Origin of the sequence: Haloarcula salinisoli (assembly GCF_019599405.1) — an archaeon.
Taxonomy (GTDB): domain Archaea; phylum Halobacteriota; class Halobacteria; order Halobacteriales; family Haloarculaceae; genus Haloarcula; species Haloarcula salinisoli.
This window is the reverse complement of record NZ_RKLQ01000001.1, coordinates 1,234,905-1,251,834: the sequence shown is the minus strand read 5'-3', so window position 1 is coordinate 1,251,834 and position 16,930 is coordinate 1,234,905. Positions and strand designations below refer to the sequence as shown.

Genomic DNA, 16,930 nt, shown 5'->3' with positions numbered 1-16,930 from the left:
CATGTAGGCTTTCGGCCATTAGATTTAACAACTGCCCTCAATATGGAAACGCTCTACGGGGTCATCGGGGTCGAGCCCGACGCGGACGAGCAGGCAATAGTCCGCGCGTACCGCGAGCAAGTGAAGCGCCACCACCCGGACGTCACCGACACGCAAGACGCCGGCGAACAGTTCAAGCGCCTCACCACCGCGAAGGAGGTTCTGACCGACGACACTGAGCGGGCCCGCTACGACCGGCTGGGCCACGCGGCGTACGCGAAACGGTATCTGGACGACAGCTGGACGGTCGAGGAGCGTACAGAGCCGACGGTCGAGGAGCGTACAGAGCCGACGGTCGACAGCGGTACAGCCGACAGCGAGACCATCAGCGAGGCCGCACAGCGGATGGCGACCGAGTCTGGGACCGCCACGACCGAGTCCAGACGGACCCAGCACGTGGACCGTAGCGACGGCTACGCGACGGCCTCGGAGTACTACCGGCCGGGCCAGCGCGTCGGCGTCGAATCCAGGGGTGGACTCGGACGAAGGCTCGCCGCCGTCCGCGACGTGCTCCCCTGGGTGCTGGCCCATCTGGTACTCCTGGGGGGCGCTGTTACGCTGGTGGCAGTGTTGTTGACCGCTGCCGGCGGGGTCCCGTCGGTTACGACGCTTTTCGTCGCCGGCGCGATGGTTCTCATCACGTTCGGCGTATCGGCGCTGCATCTCAGCGTGGCGCTGTTCCGGTAGCCCCAAAGGGAAACCCGTTTTTCCACCGGTCTCGAAGCCCGCGTATGAACGTACGCACTGTCGCCGACCTCGGACCGGACGAGCGGTCGGCGCTGTTCGACCGCGACGCCGGCGTCGAGGCGGTCCGCGACGACGTGGCCGACATCGTCGACGCCGTCAGCGAGGAGGGCGACGTGGCGCTGCGACGCTTCGCAAGCGAGTTCGACGACGTCGAGGTCGGCAACATCGACATCACCGACGCCGCCGAACGCGCTTACGAGGAGATAGACGACGACGTCCGCGCGGCCATCGAGGACGCGGCCGACAACATCCGCGCGTTCCACGAGCGCCAGCGGCCCGAGGACTGGCGCGACGACTTCGAGGGGCGGGAACTGGGCCGGCGCTTCAGCCCACTGGACAGCGCCGGCGTCTACGCGCCCGGCGGGACCGCGGCCTACCCCTCTAGCGCGCTGATGGGTGTCATCCCCGCGAAGGTCGCCGGCGTCGAACACGTCGCCGTCGCGACGCCGCCCGCCGAGTCGGTCAACCCCGTCACGCTGGCGGCCATCCACGTCGCCGGTGCCGACGCCGTCTACCAGGTCGGCGGCGCCCAGGCCATCGCCGCGCTCGCGTACGGCACCGAGACGGTCACGAGCACGGACATCGTCGTCGGGCCGGGCAACCGCTGGGTCACGGCCGCCAAGGCCGAGGTGCGGGGTGACGTGGCCATCGACTTCCTCGCCGGGCCGAGCGAGATCATGGTCGTCGCAGACGCGGCGGCCGACCCCGACCTCGTCGCGGCCGACCTCGTCGCGCAGGCCGAACACGACGAGAACGCCTCCGTCGTGGCGGTGACAGACGACGAGGCCGTCGCCGAGGCCGTCGCCGAGGCCGTCGAGTCCCAAGCGGCCGAACGCGAGCGCGAGGCCGTCATCCGTGGGGCGCTCGACAACGACGCCTCCGGCGTGTTCCTCGCTCGCTCGATGAGCGAAGCCGTCCTCTTCGCCGAGGAGTACGCCGCCGAACACCTCTCCATCCAGGCCGACGACGACGAGGCGCTGCTGGAGCGAATCCCCTCGGCGGGCTCGGTGTTCCTTGGCCCCTACAGCCCCGTCGCCGCGGGCGACTACGCCGCCGGCACCAACCACGTCCTGCCGACGGGCGGGGCTGCCCGCGTCACCGGCGGCCTCTCGGTCGATACGTTCGTCCGGTCGACGACGGTCCAGCGGCTCTCGGAGGACTCGCTGGGCGAGCTGCGCGAGACGATTACGACACTCGCCGAGGCCGAGGGGCTAGAAGCCCACGCCGAGAGCGTCAAGAAGCGGTTCGAGTAGCGAGGAATCGAACGGAGTGAGATTCCTCGCAACAGGCGAAGAGGGAGTGTAGCGACCCGTGAGCCCTGGCGGGTCGCCCGGTTGGTCACTCCACCTTCTCGTCGTGTGCATGCCCTCGGCGGATATCTGTTGATTCATACCCGGGATTGGCAGGCGAAGCGCCTGCCCAGCGGGCTTGCGACTGCTGTCAGGGGACAACGCCGGCAGGAGTATCGCGACCAGCGTCAGGGTTAACAGGGCTGGGGGCGCATCTATCCATATGAGCAGCACTATCGAGGGCGAGCCAGAGCTCGGCGGGGAGGACGTCGGCGTTACGGAGGCCGCAGCCGAGGAGGCAATGGGCCTCATGGAGGGCGAAGGCATGGACATGGACGAGGCCGGCCTCCGGCTCTACGTCCAGCAGGGCGGCTGTGCCGGGCTCTCCTACGGGATGCGATTCGAGCACGAACCGGAAGATGGCGACACGATTTACGAGCGCAACGGCCTGCGCGTCTTCGTCGACGGCGCGAGCATCGACTACATCGAGGGCTCAGTGCTGGCCTACGAGGGCGGCCTGCAGGGCGCAGGGTTCCACGTCGAGAACCCCAACGTGGTCAGCGAGTGTGGCTGTGGCGAATCGTTCCGAACGTAACCTCCTTCGCGGGTCGCTGTCGCTCACGGTTTCACCGTCGTAGGGCGGCACAGCCGCCCGACTGCTTGAGGGACCTCCGGTCCCTCTCCGTTCGCTTTCGAGGCGGTCCTTGCGGTCACGCCTCGCTGTCCTCGCTCCGGTTCGAGGTTGCTCGCAATGCGAGCGACCTCGCTACTCTTCTAACTCGAAGGCCACTGTCACTTCCGCCTGGTACTCGCGGTTCTCGACGCTCGCTATCTCGACGCCCAGTTCGTCTACCTCGACCCACATCAGATTCTCCAGCGTCGATTCGGCGCGCTCGATAGCGTCGTCGGCCGCGGCGTCGAAACTCTCCGGACTCGTCCCGATCAGCGTGATTTTCTTGAAAACCATATCCGACCGAGAGTTCGGCCGGTCGAGATATAAAACTACGGTGACATATACCTCCGCTCGGTGCTCAGGCGTCGACTGTCCGCTCTGCCTCCGTGGCGGCCCCTGCCTCGTCGGTCACCCGGAGGCGGACGGAGAAGCTGGACCCGTCGCGATGTTTGAATTCGAACTCGTCGGTCCCGGACGCTCTGTCCCCGCTGGCCGACCGCTCGTTGCTATCGAGACGACTGCCGCCGCTGTCGAACACCCCGACGGACACCGAGGCCCCACTCGAAGAACACTGACGCCTCGGACGCCTCGCCGAGAGCCGACAGCGTCCCCGCGACGGTCAGTGTCGTCTAGTCTTTGTTCACGTCTCCGTCGGTCGACACTGCGAGTCCGGGATTGCCGCCGTAGCCGCCGGCCCCGTACTCGCCCTGGCCGAACCCGTTCGTGGTCTGGCCGACTGCGGTCCCGCTGCCCGAGAGCCCGCCGCCAGCAACGAGTGCCGCTGCGGCACCTTTGAGATACGTTCGCCTGCCGAGATTCGGCAGTCCATTATCATTGCTCGTATTTTGATTACCAGTCATTCCCAAGATTAGGTGCTGGTAGTACAAGTAGTATCCTGTTAATTGCCGTTCTAAAGGCCTGAAACGGCTAATTTAGGTGACCGATGAAATCACGGACTGAGATGTATAAACCCGCAGCTATGATTATCGTTTATGATATCTAGATAGGGCGGCCGCCATATCCCGCCGTCACGAGAACGCTGGATTGCGCTCAGGAGGTCGCTCACACGGATACAGCGGGCCGGCGAGCTGTCGGGTCGTCAGTTGTTCGCCCACGGGGGAGAGTTCAACTGCCTCGACCGTCGAGCCATCCCTCGACGACGCCGACGACGTCGGTCAGGTGGGCCGTCCCCCAGACGGCGACCACGATGGCACCGATGGTGTCGAAGACGAGGTCGAGCATCGTATCGCCCAGTCCGAACTGGGTGAGGATGGTCGCGTTGCCGGTCGCCTCGGCCACGAGCGTGATGGTGAACTCCAGGACCTCCCAGGCGACGCCGAAGGCCATGACGAACATGAGGATGAACACGAACATGAACCGCGGCGGGACGTAGATCTCCTCGGAGTGTCGGTCGAGTGCCCGCACGGTCGTATAGCCGATGGCGGCGACGATAGACGACGAGAGGGCGTGGGTCAGATGGTCCCACCACCAGATGGTCTTATAGAAGTTCGCGTCCGCCCACGGGAGCCCGATGACGCCGACGGCGTGGAGGAAGACGGCGGTCGTAATCCACAGCGTCAACGCGGGGTCGAGTGCGATGCCGTAGTCCCGTTCGAGCAGTGCCGGGAGCTGGGTGACCAGCAGGCCGACGCCGGTGTTGACGATGACGCCCGTACTGCCCGTGACGATGCCGATGGCGAAGATGACTACCAGGAGGAGCTCCATCACGTAGGTGGCCTGGCGCTGGCGGCGCGGGCCGATGCCGAAATAGTCGCGAATCCTCATGCCTGTACCTCCTCGGGGATGCGCGCGGTGCCGATCTGGCGACCGACGTAGACGGCAAAGAGCAGCCCCGCACCGACCCCGGCGATGGTCGAGGCGACGAACTCCCACATCAGGGCCTCCTCGATAGCGTGCTCGGTGAGCGCGGGGTCGAGGATGAACGTCGTCCCGAGCAGCCGGTCGGCGCCCCAGCGGAGGACGGCCCAGACGCCTGCCGTCGCCAGTGTCGACACGCCCACGAAGATGACGGCAAAGCGCGGCGTCATCTTCACCGGCGTGAACAGCTGGAGCTCGACGGCGACGATGAGTGCGATAGCGGCCACCGAGAGGTAGGTCGCGAGGTTGCCGGTCACCGGCACTGTCGCGAACAGTCGGCCGACGACCGGGAGAGCGGCCAGCAGCAGAATCTCCCAGGGTAACATCGCCTGGGCGTTTCTGTACGAGATGGGCGGGAGGAGGACGATAGCCGCCAGCGCGACGGCGAAGGCCGTCGCCAGCAGTTCACCAGCGGCGACGCTTCCCACGACGACGGCCAGGACCAGCGTGACGACCAGCCACGCGAGCACGGCGTTGGTCCGCCGGTCGCGCAACAGCACCGTCACGTCTGCGCTCATGCCAGCCACGTCAGTGCGAGCGTGGAAAACACTGTCGCCGTCATACGGATTATCGTAGTGGTGGACTGATATGTGTCGACTCGGGAGTCGACGCTATCCGGAAATAAGCGACACCGGTCCGTCTCACAGGACACCGTATGCTATCGCGTACGCGATGGCGCCGACAGTGACGGCGGCCAGCCCGGTGACTGCCATCCGAAGGCGGTCGAACTCGCGACGGAATGGGCGCACTGGTGCGCCCACCACGCCGACAGCGAGGACGCTGAAGACGAAGTGGGCGGACTGCTCCATCGTCGGAGCGGGCAACAGCAGGGCGGTCACGGCATAGCCCGCACCGAGCGAGGCCCGCGGGCTGACAAGCGACGGCAGTTCCCGGTCGGTCAGCCGGGCGTACGCCAGGACGGCAAGCCAGATGGCGGCGAGTTCGACCGCGAAGGCCGCCAGTAGCTGTCCCGTCGGGTCCGGATGTAACGCCACGCGCTCGGCGACAAGTACAACGTCGAATGGGTACAGGAACGGCGGCGGCGAGCCGGTAAAGAGGTCACCGAACGGATGCGAGAGGAGGCCGACCAGTGCGGCACCCAGCAGCGGTCGGGGTGAGACGCCCTTCCGGTTCGCGATGGCAGCGACGACGAACCCCGTGACGGTATAGACCAGCACGACGGCGCCGCCTACGGCGCCACTGACCAGCGAGCCGACGGCGACCATCAGGACGGCAAGCGAGAGCGAGAGGGCGCGTGCCGGGCGCGTCGCGACGACCCAGCAGTAGATGGCCAGGGCGAGCACCGCGCCCATCACAAGGGAGTGTGTCGGGCCGCGGTGGATGACGTTCGCCGTCTCCCAGAACACGTCCGGGCCCACTGTCTGGGCCGACCGTACCAGGAGCCCGATAGGGGCATACACCACGTCGACGTCCGGCACAGCGGCGAACAACCCGGCGAGGATACCGTAGCGAAGCGCACGCTCGCGAGGGACGGCGAACCGCTCGGCGGCTACCACGGCGAGGGCAAACGCCAGCAGCGCGTGGCCGATGAACATAGCATCGAGTTAGTCGTCAATAGCTATAAATACCCCGTGTCAAGGACTGTGGCACGCGAACCGCACTCACTCGGCCGACAGCTTCGTCCAGTTTTTCTCTATCTCGGCGTTCGCCCGGACGACGACGTCCCCGTCGACCAGAAACCGGGTCTTGCGAAGCTCGATGGCACTGACTTCGCCGGTCGTGTCGCCGGCGCGAATCTGGTCTCCCGGATTGAAATCGGGGTCTCGGAGGAGGTAGACGCCGGCGACCGCGTCGGCGATCATCCCCGAGAGGGCATAGGAGACCCCCAGCGCGAGGAAGCCGATCGCTGTCCCGAGCGAGGCGGCGACGAGTGTCAGCCCGACGATAGAGAGAAAGGAGAGTCCGACGGCAAACCACAGGAACACGAGCACGATAGCCCCCACGAACTGGCGGTACACCGGCGCTTCCCCGGGCAGGGCGCGCCGCAGGACGGCGCGGACGCCGAGCATTATCAGTTTGATAGCGACGGCCGAGAGCCCGAGGAACACCAGGCCGGTGAGGATGTCCGGAAGCGCCGTGAGGATACCGTCGTACAACTGCGCGAACGCGTCGGTGACGAGATTCGATTGCACACCTGAAACTGCGGCGAAAAAACGGTAAGTGTTTGGCTACGGTCTGACGACGTCGTAGCTCCCGTCCTCGCGGACGCCGATGACCGCCCAGTCGTAGCCGACGTCCATCCGCGAGAGTCGGTCGCCGACGTCCGGGGCCTCGGCTGCCCTCGCGACGAAACAGTGCATCTCTCCCGATTCCGGGAACGCTGTGTCGCCTTCGAGCACTGTCACGCCCACCTCTCGCCACTTATGGGCTGCCCGTAGTCCGTCCTCAGTGCGCGACACCGTGTACCCGATATCGTCGAATATCGACCGAGCCCGCTCGTCTAGTGATGTGCTAACGGCCGCCATCTGTCAACCCCTACCAGTGGGTGGGTGATAAACGTTCCCACTAGAAATCTCGTTGACAGCAGGAAGGCCTTACTACTCGTGGGCCGCGTCCCACTCGTCGGCCTTCTTCAGGTTACTACAGTCGTTACAGCGGATGCGCCCCATCGAGTCCATGGCGTTGTTGAACGTCTCGCAGTTGTCACAGAAGAAGCCCCAGCGGCGCTCCCGCTCGGTGTCGAGATAGACGACGTAGAAGGTGCCTTTCGTCCCGATATCCCCGTCCTCGCGGTCGACGTAGAGGGTCCGGTCGTCCGGACCTGCGCGTTCGTCCATAGAGGCCAGTGGTGAGCCAGGTGGGTAAAGGGTGTGGGACCCTCAGCGGGCGACGGTGGCCGTCGCCGTGTGGCAGGCTGCCAACCGGGGTCGGCTTCGAAAGCGCTTTTAGGACCCGTGGCACACAGACGATTACAGCCTGCACCGGGTTGATGATGCTCCCAGCCTTCTCAGGACCAGCACGCCACCGGGGTGTGCCGCGGGATTTCCCGCGAACGGCGGGGGAGCCTGAGCCCGCGTGCAGGAGGTGAATACACAAATGCCAGTATACGTAGATTTCGACGTTCCGGCCGACCTCGAGGACGACGCCCTCGAGGCGCTGGAAGTCGCACGAGACACAGGCACAGTCAAGAAAGGAACCAACGAGACGACCAAGGCCGTCGAACGGGGCTCCGCCGAGCTCGTCTTCGTCGCCGAGGACGTCCAGCCCGAGGAGATTGTCATGCACATCCCCGAGCTGGCCGACGAGAAGGGTGTCCCCTTCATCTTCGTCGAGCAGCAGGACGACCTGGGCCACGCCGCCGGGCTCGAAGTCGGCTCCGCCGCCGCAGCCATCACCGACGCCGGTGAGGCCGAGGCCGACGTCGAGGACATCGCCGACAAGGTCGAGGAGCTTCGGTGAGGTGACCAAAGATGAGTGCTGAGGAATCCGAAAGTAGCGGCGCCACGTCGGCCGAGGTCATCGAGATCGTCGGCAAGACGGGGATGCACGGTGAGGCCATGCAGGTCAAATGCCGCATCCGCGAGGGCGAAAACCAGGGCCGTATCATCACCCGGAACGTCCTCGGTCCCGTCCGCGAGGGCGACATCCTTCAGCTCCGTGAGACGGCCCGCGAAGCCGACTCCATCGGAGGACAATAACGATGCCCCGAACCCGAGACTGTGACTACTGTGGGCAGGACATCGAGCCCGGTACGGGCACGATGCTCGTCCACAACGACGGCTCGACCACGCACTTCTGTTCCTCGAAGTGCGAGAACAACGCCGACCTGGGCCGCGAGGCCCGGAACCTCGGCTGGACCGACGCCGGTCGACAGACGACCGCGGCCGAGCAGCAGGCGGCCGAAGACGCTGCCGAGGCCGAGGCGGACGCAGCTGCCGCCGAAGACGAAGCGGCCGAAGACGCGGACGCTGCTGACGAGGAGAGCGACTCCGAGGACCCAGCGGCCAAGAGCGACGACGCAGACGCGGACGAATCCGCCGACGACGACGCGGACGAAGCCGACGAGGATGCCGACGAGGACGAGGCCGAAGAAGCCGAAGCGTAAAGCCATCGGCGTTCGACTTTTTTGACAGATGCCAGAAACAGAGCGAACATTCGTCATGGTCAAACCGGACGGTGTCCAGCGCGGGCTCATCAGCGAGATACTCGAACGGTTCGAGAATCGCGGCCTGAAGATCGTCGGCGCGAAGTTCATGCAGATGGACCGCGAGCTCGCCGAACAGCATTACGCCGAACACGAGGGGAAACCCTTCTACGACTCGCTCGTCGAGTTCATCACCTCCGGTCCCGTCTTCGCGATGGTCCTTGACGGGCAAGACGCCACCCGACAGGTCCGCCGGATGATGGGCGCGACGGACCCGGCGGAGGCCGCACCGGGCACCATCCGCGGGGACTACGGCCTGGACCTGGGGCGCAACGTCATCCACGGCTCCGACCACGAGGACGAGGGTGCCAACCAGCGCGAAATCGAGCTGTTCTTCGACGAGGACGAGCTTGTCGAGTGGGACAAGATAGACGGCTCCTGGCTGTACGAATGACATCCTCCCCGGCGTGAGCGGAGAGGGATAAAGTCCCTCAAACAGTCGGGCAAAGCCCGACGAAGCCGGGGTTTCCTCCGTGGAAGTCTCAGCCGGTCTAAGAGTCCCCGAAGGCAACATTCCCGTCACTGTGGACGGTACTCGGGTCTGTGCGCTGTTCTTTGGGACTTTCGTGAGGGTGTGGTATCCCCGACCAGTTGTGGTCGTCCCACTCGAACCGCACGGGCCGTGCCATCGGCCTGACTGCCTTCTCAGTGTGCCGCTCCAAGAACGTCTCTGACGCCGTGAGGTCGGCGTGTCCCTCGAATCCACACGGGCAGGTGAGCGTGTCCTGATGCCGTGTCGTCCGGTCTGTCGAACCGCACTGCGGACATTCTTGGCTGGTCCACGCTTCCGACCGAACCTCGACCGAGATACCGTATTCCTCGGCGGTACAGACCAGCCGCTTGGTGAACTTTTTGAACGACCAGAAGTTGTGGGTCTTCGCGTTGGTTTCGACCGACCAGTGCGTGTCCAGTATGTCGGTCAAGCCACCGATATACACCGTATCCACGCCCTCGGCGTATAGTCGTTCCAACAGGTCACGACATAACGCTTCTTGAGCGTGGTCACGGCGGCGGGTTCGCTTCTGGTATAGCCGCCGGATGCGCTCGCTACTGTATCTACCGTCTTCGAGTATGGACTGTAACCGACCAATCTCTCGCGTTGCCTCACGGAATCGGTTGAACAGCTCGCGGCCTTCGTAGAGATATTGCTCGCCGGTCGTAGTGGTACAGGCGACGAGATTGTTTGCACCAATGTCCAGAGCGGCCGTTTCATCGGCCAGTGGAGTATCCCGTACATCATCTGAAACAGTCACGGGTTGCGAAGCTCGGAAGGTGCTATCAGTCTCGTCGTACCACAGTTCTAGCCGGCTCTGTTCGTCGTAGTCGGGCCAGTTTGGGTTGCCGACGATTTCCAGCCGGAGACGGCTTTTTCGACTGTTGTGTTTGTCTCGGAGGGCTTCCCCAACGACAATCTCAAGTCGGGAGCGGCCGCCCCACTCAACAGAGTATGCGTCCTTGCGGATGACGCCTTTGAGGACACGCCCATCATCCTCGTTGCCACGGAATCCCGGCGGTTCTGGGTGTTCCGTGACTGACGTTTCCGAGTCGTCGTGATACTTTTTCTTGGTTTTGAAGAATCCGCGCCACGCTTCGCTGTTTGCTCGTCTTACGGTTTGAGTAGTAGACGCACCGAGAACGCCTTTGTACTTGCCTTCGAGTCGGCCTGTATCGGCATCCCACACGTCCTCGTCCTCAAAGCCGTCTTCGTCGTTGTACCGCATGAGGCGCTGGTAATTGACCTCATTCCAGAGAGCGGCAGAAGCGTCCAACAACTCCCGTAGCACATGCTCTCCGTCTTCAGAGAGCGGTCGCACGGCGAAAGTGTTGGTGCGCTTCATCAACCATTTTATTACACTTGCGGTGGGACCTTAAAAATTAGCCACCCACAGTGAAAGTAGAACCCGGTCGGTCCGTTTGAGACTCAAGACTAGCAGTAACACGGCGAATTCTAACCGAAGTTTACGCGATTCACACCCGCCGTGAACATGTGGCGTCGAAGCCGCTAAAGGTGATTGGCCGCAGGCCGACGACGACGGGATTCTCTCGCTGAGACAAGATGGCGAACTCATTTTCAGGCCGGGGACCGTACGACCCGCTATGAGTCACACACTCTACCAGCTCGAGGGCTGTCCGTACTGCGAGAAAGTGGCCGACCGGCTGGACGAACTGGGCGTCGACTACGACAGCGTCTGGGTCGAGGCGCTCCACTCGAAGCGCGACGAGGTCAAGCGGGTCTCGGGCCAGCGGGCGGTCCCGGTCCTGGTCGACGAGGAGCGCGGCGTCACGATGGCCGAGTCCGACCGCATCCTGGAGTTCGTCGAGCGGTCCTACGCCTAGTCTTCGCTCTCGAACTCAAGCGCCGCCCCGTTGATGCAGTAGCGCTTGCCGGTCGGCTCGGGGCCGTCGTCGAAGACGTGGCCCAGGTGGCCCTCGCAGTTCGCACAGACGACCTCCGTCCGGCGCATTCCGTGGCTGTTGTCGACACGCGTCTCGACGGTGCCTTCATCGTAGACGTCCCAGAAGCTGGGCCACCCAGTTCCGGAGTCGAACTTCTCCTCGCTGTCGAACAGCTCTGCCCCACAGCCCGCACAGGTGAAGACGCCGTCGTCTTTGACCTCCATGAGGTCGCTACTGAAGCGGGGTTCGGTTCCGGCTTCGCGGAGGATTCGGTACTCCTCGTCGGTGAGTATCTCGCGCCATTCGTCGTCGGTCTCCGGCAGGCTATCGGCCTGTTCACTCATACCCACGTGTACGGGCTGGAGGATGATAAGCCCACGTCGGCTCTGTGCGAACGCTGGCTATTTGCGAGGGGCTCTGCAACCCGGAGTATGAACGATAGAGTCAGTCGGATCGAGGAGGTGGGCCGCGCCGTCGTCCACGAGGCGAGAGTCGAGAAGATAACGTTCATGGCGGGGTCGATTGCCTATCACGCCTTCCTCTCTATACTGCCGCTCCTGTTGCTGGTGCTGACGGTCCTCCAGCGGACTGAGAACGCCGCGATCCGTGACTCGGTCGTCGGCATCCTCGAATCGGTGTTGACCGAACAGGCGAGCGTGCTCATCCAGCAGGGGCTCTCGGACGCGGACGCCTCGGTCTCGCTTCTCGGGCTGGTGTTCCTCGTCTGGGGGGCGCTGCGTATCTTCCGCGGCCTGGACACGGCGTTTTCGGACATCTACGAGACCAGCGAGCACAACACCTTTGCCGACCAGCTGGCGGATGGCTCTCTGATGCTCGTCACGGTTGCGCTCGCACTGGTGGGAGTGAGCGCGGTGGGCAATGCCGTCTCGCTGTCCCTCGCGGGGCCGCTGGGGACCGTCCTCCGTGCGCTGGCGACGACGGTAGGGCTGTTCGTGGTGTTCTACCCGATGTACTACGTGTTCCCGGACACGGACGTGACGCTTCTTGAGGTCGTCCCGGGGACGGTGTTTGCCGCGGTCGGGCTGACCGTCGCGCAGGTGCTGTTCACCGAGTTCAGGGGCGGGACGGCGGCCGGCGCGAATCTCGTCGCCAGTATCCTCCTCCTGCTCACCTGGCTGTACATCATCGGCCTCGTCGTCCTGCTGGGAGCGGTGGTCAACGCGGTCCTCTCGAACCGGTCGGCGGACGTCGACATCGCGCCGGTCATCGATGGAGTCGACCAGCACGCTACCCCGAGCGATACCAGCCCGCAAGTGGTCCTCGCGGACCTGGACACGTTGTCCGAGTCGATCGATGAAGCCGACGAGGTAACCGTCACCGTGGACGGTCACTCGGTTACGCTCGATGCGCCACAGGCCGCCATCGTGGAACGCGAGAGCGGTGTGTTCGGGCTCGACGACTCCGTGGCGTTGACACTGCGGTGGTGGCTCGACGACGAGTAGCGAGGGCTGTTACGCTCCTGGTCCCTGCCACTCCCCGAGGACGGTGGTGTCACCGTCGGCGGGGCCGACCCAGACGATGCGGATGGTCCCGCTGTTGAGCGTAGAGTCGTTGCCGACGACCGTGAACTCCGAGCCCTGTTCCAAAGCGGTTCCGACCCACTCACTCCCGGTGGCAATGCTGTCGAGGGCGTACGACTCGACTCCGGAGCTTCGCAGTGTCCCGCTGTCGTTGCCCGGTGCCGGTCGGAACTGTATGTCGGCTCTGACCTCGACGGTACTCGGGTCCAGCGTCTCCCCGCTTTCGTGGACAATTGTCAGGTTTCCGTTCCCAACCTGTGAGTACTCGTAGGTAAACTCCACCTCCGGTGGAGAGGTACCTGTCCGGTCCCCCAGACCGATGACGAAGGCTGCGGTGGTGACCGCCAACAGTATCGAGATGGCGATCAGCAGGGTGGCCCCAACCACCTGCGATACCTCGCCGTCACCGTCGAACAGCTTCCCCCACATTCACTAACACGTATGTATCTCTTCTCTTATAAATTCTGCTAAACCCCGATTAAATTTATTTTTCCCGCGTTCGGAGAACGTCGAGCAGGAGGAGTACCGGCAGTGGTTCACCCCACCCCGGGCTCGTCTGGCGATGAAGCGACGGCGGGTCAGGGCGCGGCCGTCCGCTCGAAGTCGACCGTGAACCGTCGGCTCGCGAGCACCGCGTCCCCGATGGCCTCCGACGCAGTGTCGTGGTCGGTGCCGCCCGCCACGTCGAGAGTCTCGCCGAGGGCATAGACCTGGAACCGATTCGTGTAGGGCTGGTCGGGCTGGGGACACGGTGGTTCGTACCCGACCTCGCCACCCTCTGGTCGACCCTGCGCGGCCCCGCCCAGTGACTGGACCGTCGACGAGCGTGGGAGTCCCGCTGGAATCCGCTCCGTGTCCGGGGGGACGTTCCAGAGCGTCCAGAAGATGGGGTCGGTGATGCCCCCGCTGTCGTACTCCGCGACGATGGCGAGGGTCTCGGTAGGGTCCGGGACGCGCTCGATTTTGAACGGAGGCGACTCCCCGGCGCCGTAGCAGGTGAACCGTTCCGGCAGAGACCCGCCCGGGTCCAGTTCTGGACTCGATACCTTGAATAATCCGGGAGTTTCTTCCGATTCACCCACACAACCGGCCACTGCCCCGGCAGCCACCGGACCCACCGTTCGCAAAAACCTGCGGCGTCGCATAGCCCCGCTCAGGGGCCACGCTACTTTGCCGCTTTGGTGTTTCTCCGGCCACAGCACCGAGTTTCCCTGTGGACCCGCCGTTTTTCATAATTTGGGGTCGGTGTATTATTAACAATCGGCATCTAAACCCGCTCTGATAACAGCTGAATTAATAAATGCGCACGAGCTAGTCTCGAGTAATGACGACCGACGAACCCGACGGCGGGCCGGAAACAGGGGGCGAGACGACGGACCGAGGTGACAGCGGGGTCAGCCAGTTCGACGTCCCCGAGATGGACTGTCCCTCCTGTGCTGGCAAGGTCGAGTCGAGCGTCGAGACGCTCGAGGGGGTCGAGGCAATCGACCCGCAGGTGACGACCGGCACCCTGACCGTGACCTACGACGAGGACGCGACCGACCCGGCGGCGATAGCCGAGCGAATTCGGTCGGCCGGCTACGCCGTTGCGGAGCCGACGGAGACGCTCCGGCTCTCCGTGCCCGACATGGACTGTGCGTCCTGTGCGGGCAAGGTCGAATCCGCGCTGTCGACCGTCGAGGGTCTCGAGAGTTTCGAGACCCAGCCCACGACCGGAACGGTCGTCCTGACACGGAGCGGTGCCGAACCGACGGACGACGAAATCGTCGCCGCGATAGAGCGCGCGGGCTACGACGTCGAAGACACCACTGGCACCACCGACGCGGGGACCGACGAAGAACTCTGGACCAGCCCGCGGGCGCTCAAGACGTGGGCCAGCGGGGTCGTGCTGGCTATCGGGCTGGTCCTGGAGTTCGTGCTCCCCGGTGCGAACGCACAGGTCGGGACGGTGCTTGGCAGTGCCCTGCACGTCGCGGACCTGCTCTTCCTCGTCGCCGTCGCCGTCGGCGGACAGGCTATCCTGCGTAACGGCTACTACTCGGCGCGCAACCTGAACCTCGACATCGACCTGTTGATGTCCATCGCCATCCTCGGGGCGTTGACGGCCAGTCTGGCCTTCGGCGAAGCGCTGTACTTCGAGGCCGCGACGCTCGCGGTCCTGTTTAGTATCGCCGAGCTGCTGGAGCGGTATTCGATGGACCGCGCCCGGGATTCACTGGAAGAGCTGATGGACCTCTCGCCCGAGGAAGCGACGGTCCGGCGCGATGACCAGGAACTGACGGTCCCGGTCGATACCGTCGACGTGGGCGAGCGCGTCGTCGTCAGGCCCGGTGAGAAGATTCCGCTGGACGGCGACGTCATCGACGGCGAGAGCGCCGTCAATCAGGCGCCCATCACCGGCGAAAGCGTCCCCGTCGACAAGACCGTCGGCGACGAGGTGTACGCGGGGACAATCAACGAGGAGGGGTACCTCGAACTCCAGGTTACCTCGGTCTCGGGCGACAACACGCTCTCGCGCATCGTCGAGATGGTCGAGGACGCCCAGTCGAACAAGACCGAGCGCGAGCAGTTCGTCGAGCGGTTCTCGGCGTACTACACGCCCGTCGTCGTCGCTTTCGCCGTCCTCGTGACCCTCGCCAGCCCGGTCGTCCTCGGGACGACCCTCTCGACGGCGGTCGTCTACGGGCTGACGCTACTGGTGCTTGCCTGTCCCTGTGCCTTCGTCATCTCGACGCCCGTCTCGGTCGTCTCGGGCATCACGAGCGCCGCGAAGAACGGCGTGCTCATCAAGGGTGGCAACCACCTCGAAGCGATGGGCGAGGTCGACGTGGTCGCCTTCGACAAGACCGGGACGCTCACGAAGGGCGAACTCACCGTCACCGACGTCATCGCGCTGAACGGGAACAGCGAGGACGACGTCCTGCGCTGTGCCCGCGGGCTGGAGGCCCGGAGCGAACACCCCATCGGCGAGGCCATCGTCGCCGAGGCCGGCGAGGGCGGTGAGCGCGATATCGACGACTTCGAGAGCATCACCGGCAAAGGCGTCCGGGCGGAACTGGGCGGAATCCCGCATTTCGCCGGTAAGCCGGGGCTCTTCGAGGAACTCGATTTCGATCTCTCGCACGTCCACGCGACGACCGACGGGGGGCTGGTCACGAAGACCGCCCAGCAGCTCTGTGAGCGCAACAACTGCCTGGACCTGCTCGACGAGACAGTCCCGGAGCTACAGTCCGAGGGAAAGACGGTCGTCCTGGTCGGGACCGAGGACGAACTGGAGGGAGTCATCGCCGTAGCCGACGGGGTTCGCCCCGAGGCTCGCGCGGCGGTCGAACGACTCAGAGAATTGGGTATCGAGAAGACAGTGATGCTCACCGGCGACAACGAGCGCACCGCCGCCGCCATCGCCGATCAGGTCGGCGTCGACGACTACGCGGCGGAACTGCTGCCCGACGAGAAGGTGGCCCACGTCGAAGCCCTCGACGGCGAGACCGACGGCGGGGTCGCCATGGTCGGGGACGGCATCAACGACGCGCCGGCACTGGCGACGGCGACAGTCGGCGTTGCGATGGGCGCGGCCGGCACCGACACCGCGCTGGAGACGGCAGACGTCGCTCTGCTCTCGGACGACCTCTCGAAGCTCCCGTACCTCTATGACCTCTCCGGGCGGGCCAACGGCGTCATCCGCCAGAACGTCTGGGCGAGCCTGGGCGTGAAAGCAGCTCTGGCCGTCGCCGTCCCCTTCGGCTACGTCCCGATCTGGCTGGCGGTGCTTGCGGGCGACGCCGGGATGACGACGGCCGTCACCGGGAACGCGATGCGACTCTCCAGCGTTCGTGCGGACCCTCTCGACGCCGAGTCGGAGTGATTACTGGCCCGGCAGCGGGCAGAGACTCGCCGTCAGCACGGCTACCTCGTCGGTGTCGTTGTGGGCGCCGTGGAGCTGGCCCCGCTCGTTGAGCACGACGCCAGGCGCCGAGACGGTCGCCGTCTCGTCGTCGCGCTCTACCCGCACGGTCCCCCGGAGCACGTGAAAGACGTTCGTGGCATCAGTGTGTTCGTGCGGTTCGATACTGGCCTCGGGCCCGAGTGCGAACGCCTTCACCAGCACGTCGTCGGTCACTGCCAGTTCGCCGCTGTCGACGGCACCGACGTCGGGTACCGCGTCGAACTCGGAGAGCAGGTCGAACTCCATGGAGGCTCC

General features: G+C 64.9%; 24 protein-coding genes. 10 read left to right on the top strand and 14 right to left on the bottom strand.

Features of this window, described 5'->3' with window-relative positions:
- The first annotated feature begins 42 nt into the window (after positions 1-42).
- The 3 genes from EGD98_RS06530 to EGD98_RS06520 all read left to right on the top strand — a co-directional run bounded on the left by EGD98_RS06530 (position 43) and on the right by EGD98_RS06520 (position 2,670).
- Complete coding sequence (locus EGD98_RS06530) at positions 43-726, top strand: DnaJ domain-containing protein (protein ID WP_220587536.1); 684 nt, start codon at positions 43-45, stop codon at positions 724-726.
- A 44-nt stretch (positions 727-770) separates the two neighbouring features.
- Positions 771-2,039: a histidinol dehydrogenase gene (hisD, locus tag EGD98_RS06525; protein ID WP_220587535.1), complete on the top strand. Its 1,269-nt coding sequence runs from the start codon at positions 771-773 to the stop codon at positions 2,037-2,039.
- A gap of 259 nt (positions 2,040-2,298) precedes the next feature.
- Positions 2,299-2,670 (top strand): HesB/IscA family protein, encoded by a 372-nt coding sequence (locus tag EGD98_RS06520; protein WP_220587534.1) that lies wholly within the window; start codon positions 2,299-2,301, stop codon positions 2,668-2,670.
- 171 nt (positions 2,671-2,841) lie between these two features.
- Here the strand turns inward: EGD98_RS06520 and EGD98_RS06515 are convergent, their stop codons facing one another.
- The 9 genes from EGD98_RS06515 to EGD98_RS06475 form a co-directional block, all read right to left on the bottom strand.
- On the bottom strand, positions 2,842-3,042 hold the full coding sequence (locus EGD98_RS06515; RefSeq protein ID WP_220587533.1) for a dodecin: 201 nt from the start codon (positions 3,040-3,042) through the stop codon (positions 2,842-2,844).
- Between the two features lie 64 nt (positions 3,043-3,106).
- Complete coding sequence (locus EGD98_RS06510) at positions 3,107-3,298, bottom strand: hypothetical protein (RefSeq protein ID WP_220587532.1); 192 nt, start codon at positions 3,296-3,298, stop codon at positions 3,107-3,109.
- 79 nt (positions 3,299-3,377) lie between these two features.
- The gene (locus tag EGD98_RS06505; RefSeq protein ID WP_220587531.1) at positions 3,378-3,608 is read right to left on the bottom strand and encodes a hypothetical protein; all 231 of its coding nucleotides are present in this window, start codon (positions 3,606-3,608) and stop codon (positions 3,378-3,380) included.
- A 265-nt stretch (positions 3,609-3,873) separates the two neighbouring features.
- Positions 3,874-4,533 (bottom strand): DUF2238 domain-containing protein, encoded by a 660-nt coding sequence (locus tag EGD98_RS06500; RefSeq protein ID WP_220587530.1) that lies wholly within the window; start codon positions 4,531-4,533, stop codon positions 3,874-3,876.
- On the bottom strand, positions 4,530-5,144 hold the full coding sequence (locus EGD98_RS06495) for a hypothetical protein (RefSeq protein ID WP_220587529.1): 615 nt from the start codon (positions 5,142-5,144) through the stop codon (positions 4,530-4,532). Before EGD98_RS06495 ends, EGD98_RS06500 begins: the two co-directional genes overlap by 4 nt.
- A 123-nt stretch (positions 5,145-5,267) precedes the next feature.
- Entirely contained in the window at positions 5,268-6,182 is a 915-nt protein-coding gene (locus EGD98_RS06490; RefSeq protein ID WP_220587528.1) for a metal-dependent hydrolase, read from the bottom strand.
- 66 nt (positions 6,183-6,248) lie between these two features.
- Positions 6,249-6,779: a mechanosensitive ion channel domain-containing protein gene (locus EGD98_RS06485; RefSeq protein WP_328762219.1), complete on the bottom strand. Its 531-nt coding sequence runs from the start codon at positions 6,777-6,779 to the stop codon at positions 6,249-6,251.
- A gap of 36 nt (positions 6,780-6,815) precedes the next feature.
- Positions 6,816-7,112 (bottom strand): DUF7116 family protein, encoded by a 297-nt coding sequence (locus tag EGD98_RS06480; protein WP_220587527.1) that lies wholly within the window; start codon positions 7,110-7,112, stop codon positions 6,816-6,818.
- Positions 7,113-7,184: 72 nt separating this feature from the next.
- On the bottom strand, positions 7,185-7,424 hold the full coding sequence (locus EGD98_RS06475; RefSeq protein WP_220587526.1) for a DUF5816 domain-containing protein: 240 nt from the start codon (positions 7,422-7,424) through the stop codon (positions 7,185-7,187).
- A gap of 259 nt (positions 7,425-7,683) precedes the next feature.
- Here EGD98_RS06475 and rpl7ae point away from each other — a divergent pair, with 259 nt between their 5' ends.
- Genes rpl7ae through ndk form a run of 4 tightly spaced genes read left to right on the top strand, consistent with a single transcriptional unit; the run spans position 7,684 to position 9,185 of the window.
- Positions 7,684-8,046 carry a 50S ribosomal protein L7Ae gene (gene rpl7ae, locus EGD98_RS06470; RefSeq protein ID WP_220587525.1) on the top strand — a complete coding sequence of 121 codons (363 nt, stop codon included), beginning with the start codon at positions 7,684-7,686 and terminating at the stop codon, positions 8,044-8,046.
- 11 nt (positions 8,047-8,057) lie between these two features.
- Positions 8,058-8,285 carry a 30S ribosomal protein S28e gene (locus tag EGD98_RS06465; RefSeq protein WP_220587524.1) on the top strand — a complete coding sequence of 76 codons (228 nt, stop codon included), beginning with the start codon at positions 8,058-8,060 and terminating at the stop codon, positions 8,283-8,285.
- A gap of 2 nt (positions 8,286-8,287) precedes the next feature.
- Positions 8,288-8,692, top strand: a complete 405-nt coding sequence (locus EGD98_RS06460) for a 50S ribosomal protein L24e (RefSeq protein WP_220587523.1) — start codon at positions 8,288-8,290, stop codon at positions 8,690-8,692.
- A 28-nt stretch (positions 8,693-8,720) separates the two neighbouring features.
- Positions 8,721-9,185 (top strand): nucleoside-diphosphate kinase, encoded by a 465-nt coding sequence (ndk, locus tag EGD98_RS06455; protein ID WP_220587522.1) that lies wholly within the window; start codon positions 8,721-8,723, stop codon positions 9,183-9,185.
- A 97-nt stretch (positions 9,186-9,282) separates the two neighbouring features.
- Here the strand turns inward: ndk and EGD98_RS06450 are convergent, their stop codons facing one another.
- The gene (locus EGD98_RS06450; RefSeq protein WP_220587521.1) at positions 9,283-10,629 is read right to left on the bottom strand and encodes an RNA-guided endonuclease InsQ/TnpB family protein; all 1,347 of its coding nucleotides are present in this window, start codon (positions 10,627-10,629) and stop codon (positions 9,283-9,285) included.
- A 259-nt stretch (positions 10,630-10,888) separates the two neighbouring features.
- On the opposite strand from EGD98_RS06450, the gene EGD98_RS06445 reads away from it, so the two are divergent.
- On the top strand, positions 10,889-11,128 hold the full coding sequence (locus tag EGD98_RS06445) for a glutaredoxin family protein (protein ID WP_220587520.1): 240 nt from the start codon (positions 10,889-10,891) through the stop codon (positions 11,126-11,128).
- On the opposite strand, the gene msrB is transcribed toward EGD98_RS06445, so the two are convergent.
- Positions 11,125-11,532, bottom strand: a complete 408-nt coding sequence (gene msrB / locus EGD98_RS06440) for a peptide-methionine (R)-S-oxide reductase MsrB (protein WP_220587519.1) — start codon at positions 11,530-11,532, stop codon at positions 11,125-11,127. The genes EGD98_RS06445 and msrB overlap by 4 nt on opposite strands.
- 87 nt (positions 11,533-11,619) lie before the next feature.
- Between msrB and EGD98_RS06435 the strand changes: the two genes are divergently transcribed.
- On the top strand, positions 11,620-12,651 hold the full coding sequence (locus EGD98_RS06435; protein WP_220587518.1) for a YhjD/YihY/BrkB family envelope integrity protein: 1,032 nt from the start codon (positions 11,620-11,622) through the stop codon (positions 12,649-12,651).
- 9 nt (positions 12,652-12,660) lie between these two features.
- Here the strand turns inward: EGD98_RS06435 and EGD98_RS06430 are convergent, their stop codons facing one another.
- The gene (locus EGD98_RS06430; protein WP_220587517.1) at positions 12,661-13,158 is read right to left on the bottom strand and encodes a type IV pilin N-terminal domain-containing protein; all 498 of its coding nucleotides are present in this window, start codon (positions 13,156-13,158) and stop codon (positions 12,661-12,663) included.
- Between the two features lie 149 nt (positions 13,159-13,307).
- Positions 13,308-13,811 carry a YbhB/YbcL family Raf kinase inhibitor-like protein gene (locus EGD98_RS06425; protein WP_328762213.1) on the bottom strand — a complete coding sequence of 168 codons (504 nt, stop codon included), beginning with the start codon at positions 13,809-13,811 and terminating at the stop codon, positions 13,308-13,310.
- A gap of 242 nt (positions 13,812-14,053) precedes the next feature.
- Between EGD98_RS06425 and EGD98_RS06420 the strand changes: the two genes are divergently transcribed.
- Positions 14,054-16,594, top strand: coding sequence for a heavy metal translocating P-type ATPase (locus EGD98_RS06420; protein WP_220587515.1), 2,541 nt, complete (start codon positions 14,054-14,056; stop codon positions 16,592-16,594).
- On the opposite strand, the gene EGD98_RS06415 is transcribed toward EGD98_RS06420, so the two are convergent.
- Positions 16,595-16,921, bottom strand: coding sequence for a cupin domain-containing protein (locus EGD98_RS06415; protein WP_220587514.1), 327 nt, complete (start codon positions 16,919-16,921; stop codon positions 16,595-16,597).
- Positions 16,922-16,930: the final 9 nt, after the last annotated feature.

What these genes read in the sequence shown, in the direction of transcription:
- EGD98_RS06530 (WP_220587536.1), top strand. Translation starts at nt 43, where the DNA reads ATGGAAACGCTCTACGGGGTCATCGGGGTCGAGCCCGACGCGGACGAG.
- EGD98_RS06475 (WP_220587526.1), bottom strand. Translation starts at nt 7,424, where the DNA reads ATGGACGAACGCGCAGGTCCGGACGACCGGACCCTCTACGTCGACCGC.
- rpl7ae (WP_220587525.1), top strand. Translation starts at nt 7,684, where the DNA reads ATGCCAGTATACGTAGATTTCGACGTTCCGGCCGACCTCGAGGACGAC.
- EGD98_RS06415 (WP_220587514.1), bottom strand. Translation starts at nt 16,921, where the DNA reads ATGGAGTTCGACCTGCTCTCCGAGTTCGACGCGGTACCCGACGTCGGT.
- EGD98_RS06430 (WP_220587517.1), bottom strand. Translation starts at nt 13,158, where the DNA reads ATGTGGGGGAAGCTGTTCGACGGTGACGGCGAGGTATCGCAGGTGGTT.
- EGD98_RS06420 (WP_220587515.1), top strand. Translation starts at nt 14,054, where the DNA reads ATGACGACCGACGAACCCGACGGCGGGCCGGAAACAGGGGGCGAGACG.
- EGD98_RS06460 (WP_220587523.1), top strand. Translation starts at nt 8,288, where the DNA reads ATGCCCCGAACCCGAGACTGTGACTACTGTGGGCAGGACATCGAGCCC.
- EGD98_RS06450 (WP_220587521.1), bottom strand. Translation starts at nt 10,629, where the DNA reads ATGAAGCGCACCAACACTTTCGCCGTGCGACCGCTCTCTGAAGACGGA.
- EGD98_RS06520 (WP_220587534.1), top strand. Translation starts at nt 2,299, where the DNA reads ATGAGCAGCACTATCGAGGGCGAGCCAGAGCTCGGCGGGGAGGACGTC.
- ndk (WP_220587522.1), top strand. Translation starts at nt 8,721, where the DNA reads ATGCCAGAAACAGAGCGAACATTCGTCATGGTCAAACCGGACGGTGTC.
- EGD98_RS06445 (WP_220587520.1), top strand. Translation starts at nt 10,889, where the DNA reads ATGAGTCACACACTCTACCAGCTCGAGGGCTGTCCGTACTGCGAGAAA.
- EGD98_RS06500 (WP_220587530.1), bottom strand. Translation starts at nt 4,533, where the DNA reads ATGAGGATTCGCGACTATTTCGGCATCGGCCCGCGCCGCCAGCGCCAG.
- EGD98_RS06465 (WP_220587524.1), top strand. Translation starts at nt 8,058, where the DNA reads ATGAGTGCTGAGGAATCCGAAAGTAGCGGCGCCACGTCGGCCGAGGTC.
- EGD98_RS06495 (WP_220587529.1), bottom strand. Translation starts at nt 5,144, where the DNA reads ATGAGCGCAGACGTGACGGTGCTGTTGCGCGACCGGCGGACCAACGCC.
- hisD (WP_220587535.1), top strand. Translation starts at nt 771, where the DNA reads ATGAACGTACGCACTGTCGCCGACCTCGGACCGGACGAGCGGTCGGCG.
- msrB (WP_220587519.1), bottom strand. Translation starts at nt 11,532, where the DNA reads ATGAGTGAACAGGCCGATAGCCTGCCGGAGACCGACGACGAATGGCGC.
- EGD98_RS06515 (WP_220587533.1), bottom strand. Translation starts at nt 3,042, where the DNA reads ATGGTTTTCAAGAAAATCACGCTGATCGGGACGAGTCCGGAGAGTTTC.
- EGD98_RS06480 (WP_220587527.1), bottom strand. Translation starts at nt 7,112, where the DNA reads ATGGCGGCCGTTAGCACATCACTAGACGAGCGGGCTCGGTCGATATTC.
- EGD98_RS06435 (WP_220587518.1), top strand. Translation starts at nt 11,620, where the DNA reads ATGAACGATAGAGTCAGTCGGATCGAGGAGGTGGGCCGCGCCGTCGTC.
- EGD98_RS06490 (WP_220587528.1), bottom strand. Translation starts at nt 6,182, where the DNA reads ATGTTCATCGGCCACGCGCTGCTGGCGTTTGCCCTCGCCGTGGTAGCC.
- EGD98_RS06505 (WP_220587531.1), bottom strand. Translation starts at nt 3,608, where the DNA reads ATGACTGGTAATCAAAATACGAGCAATGATAATGGACTGCCGAATCTC.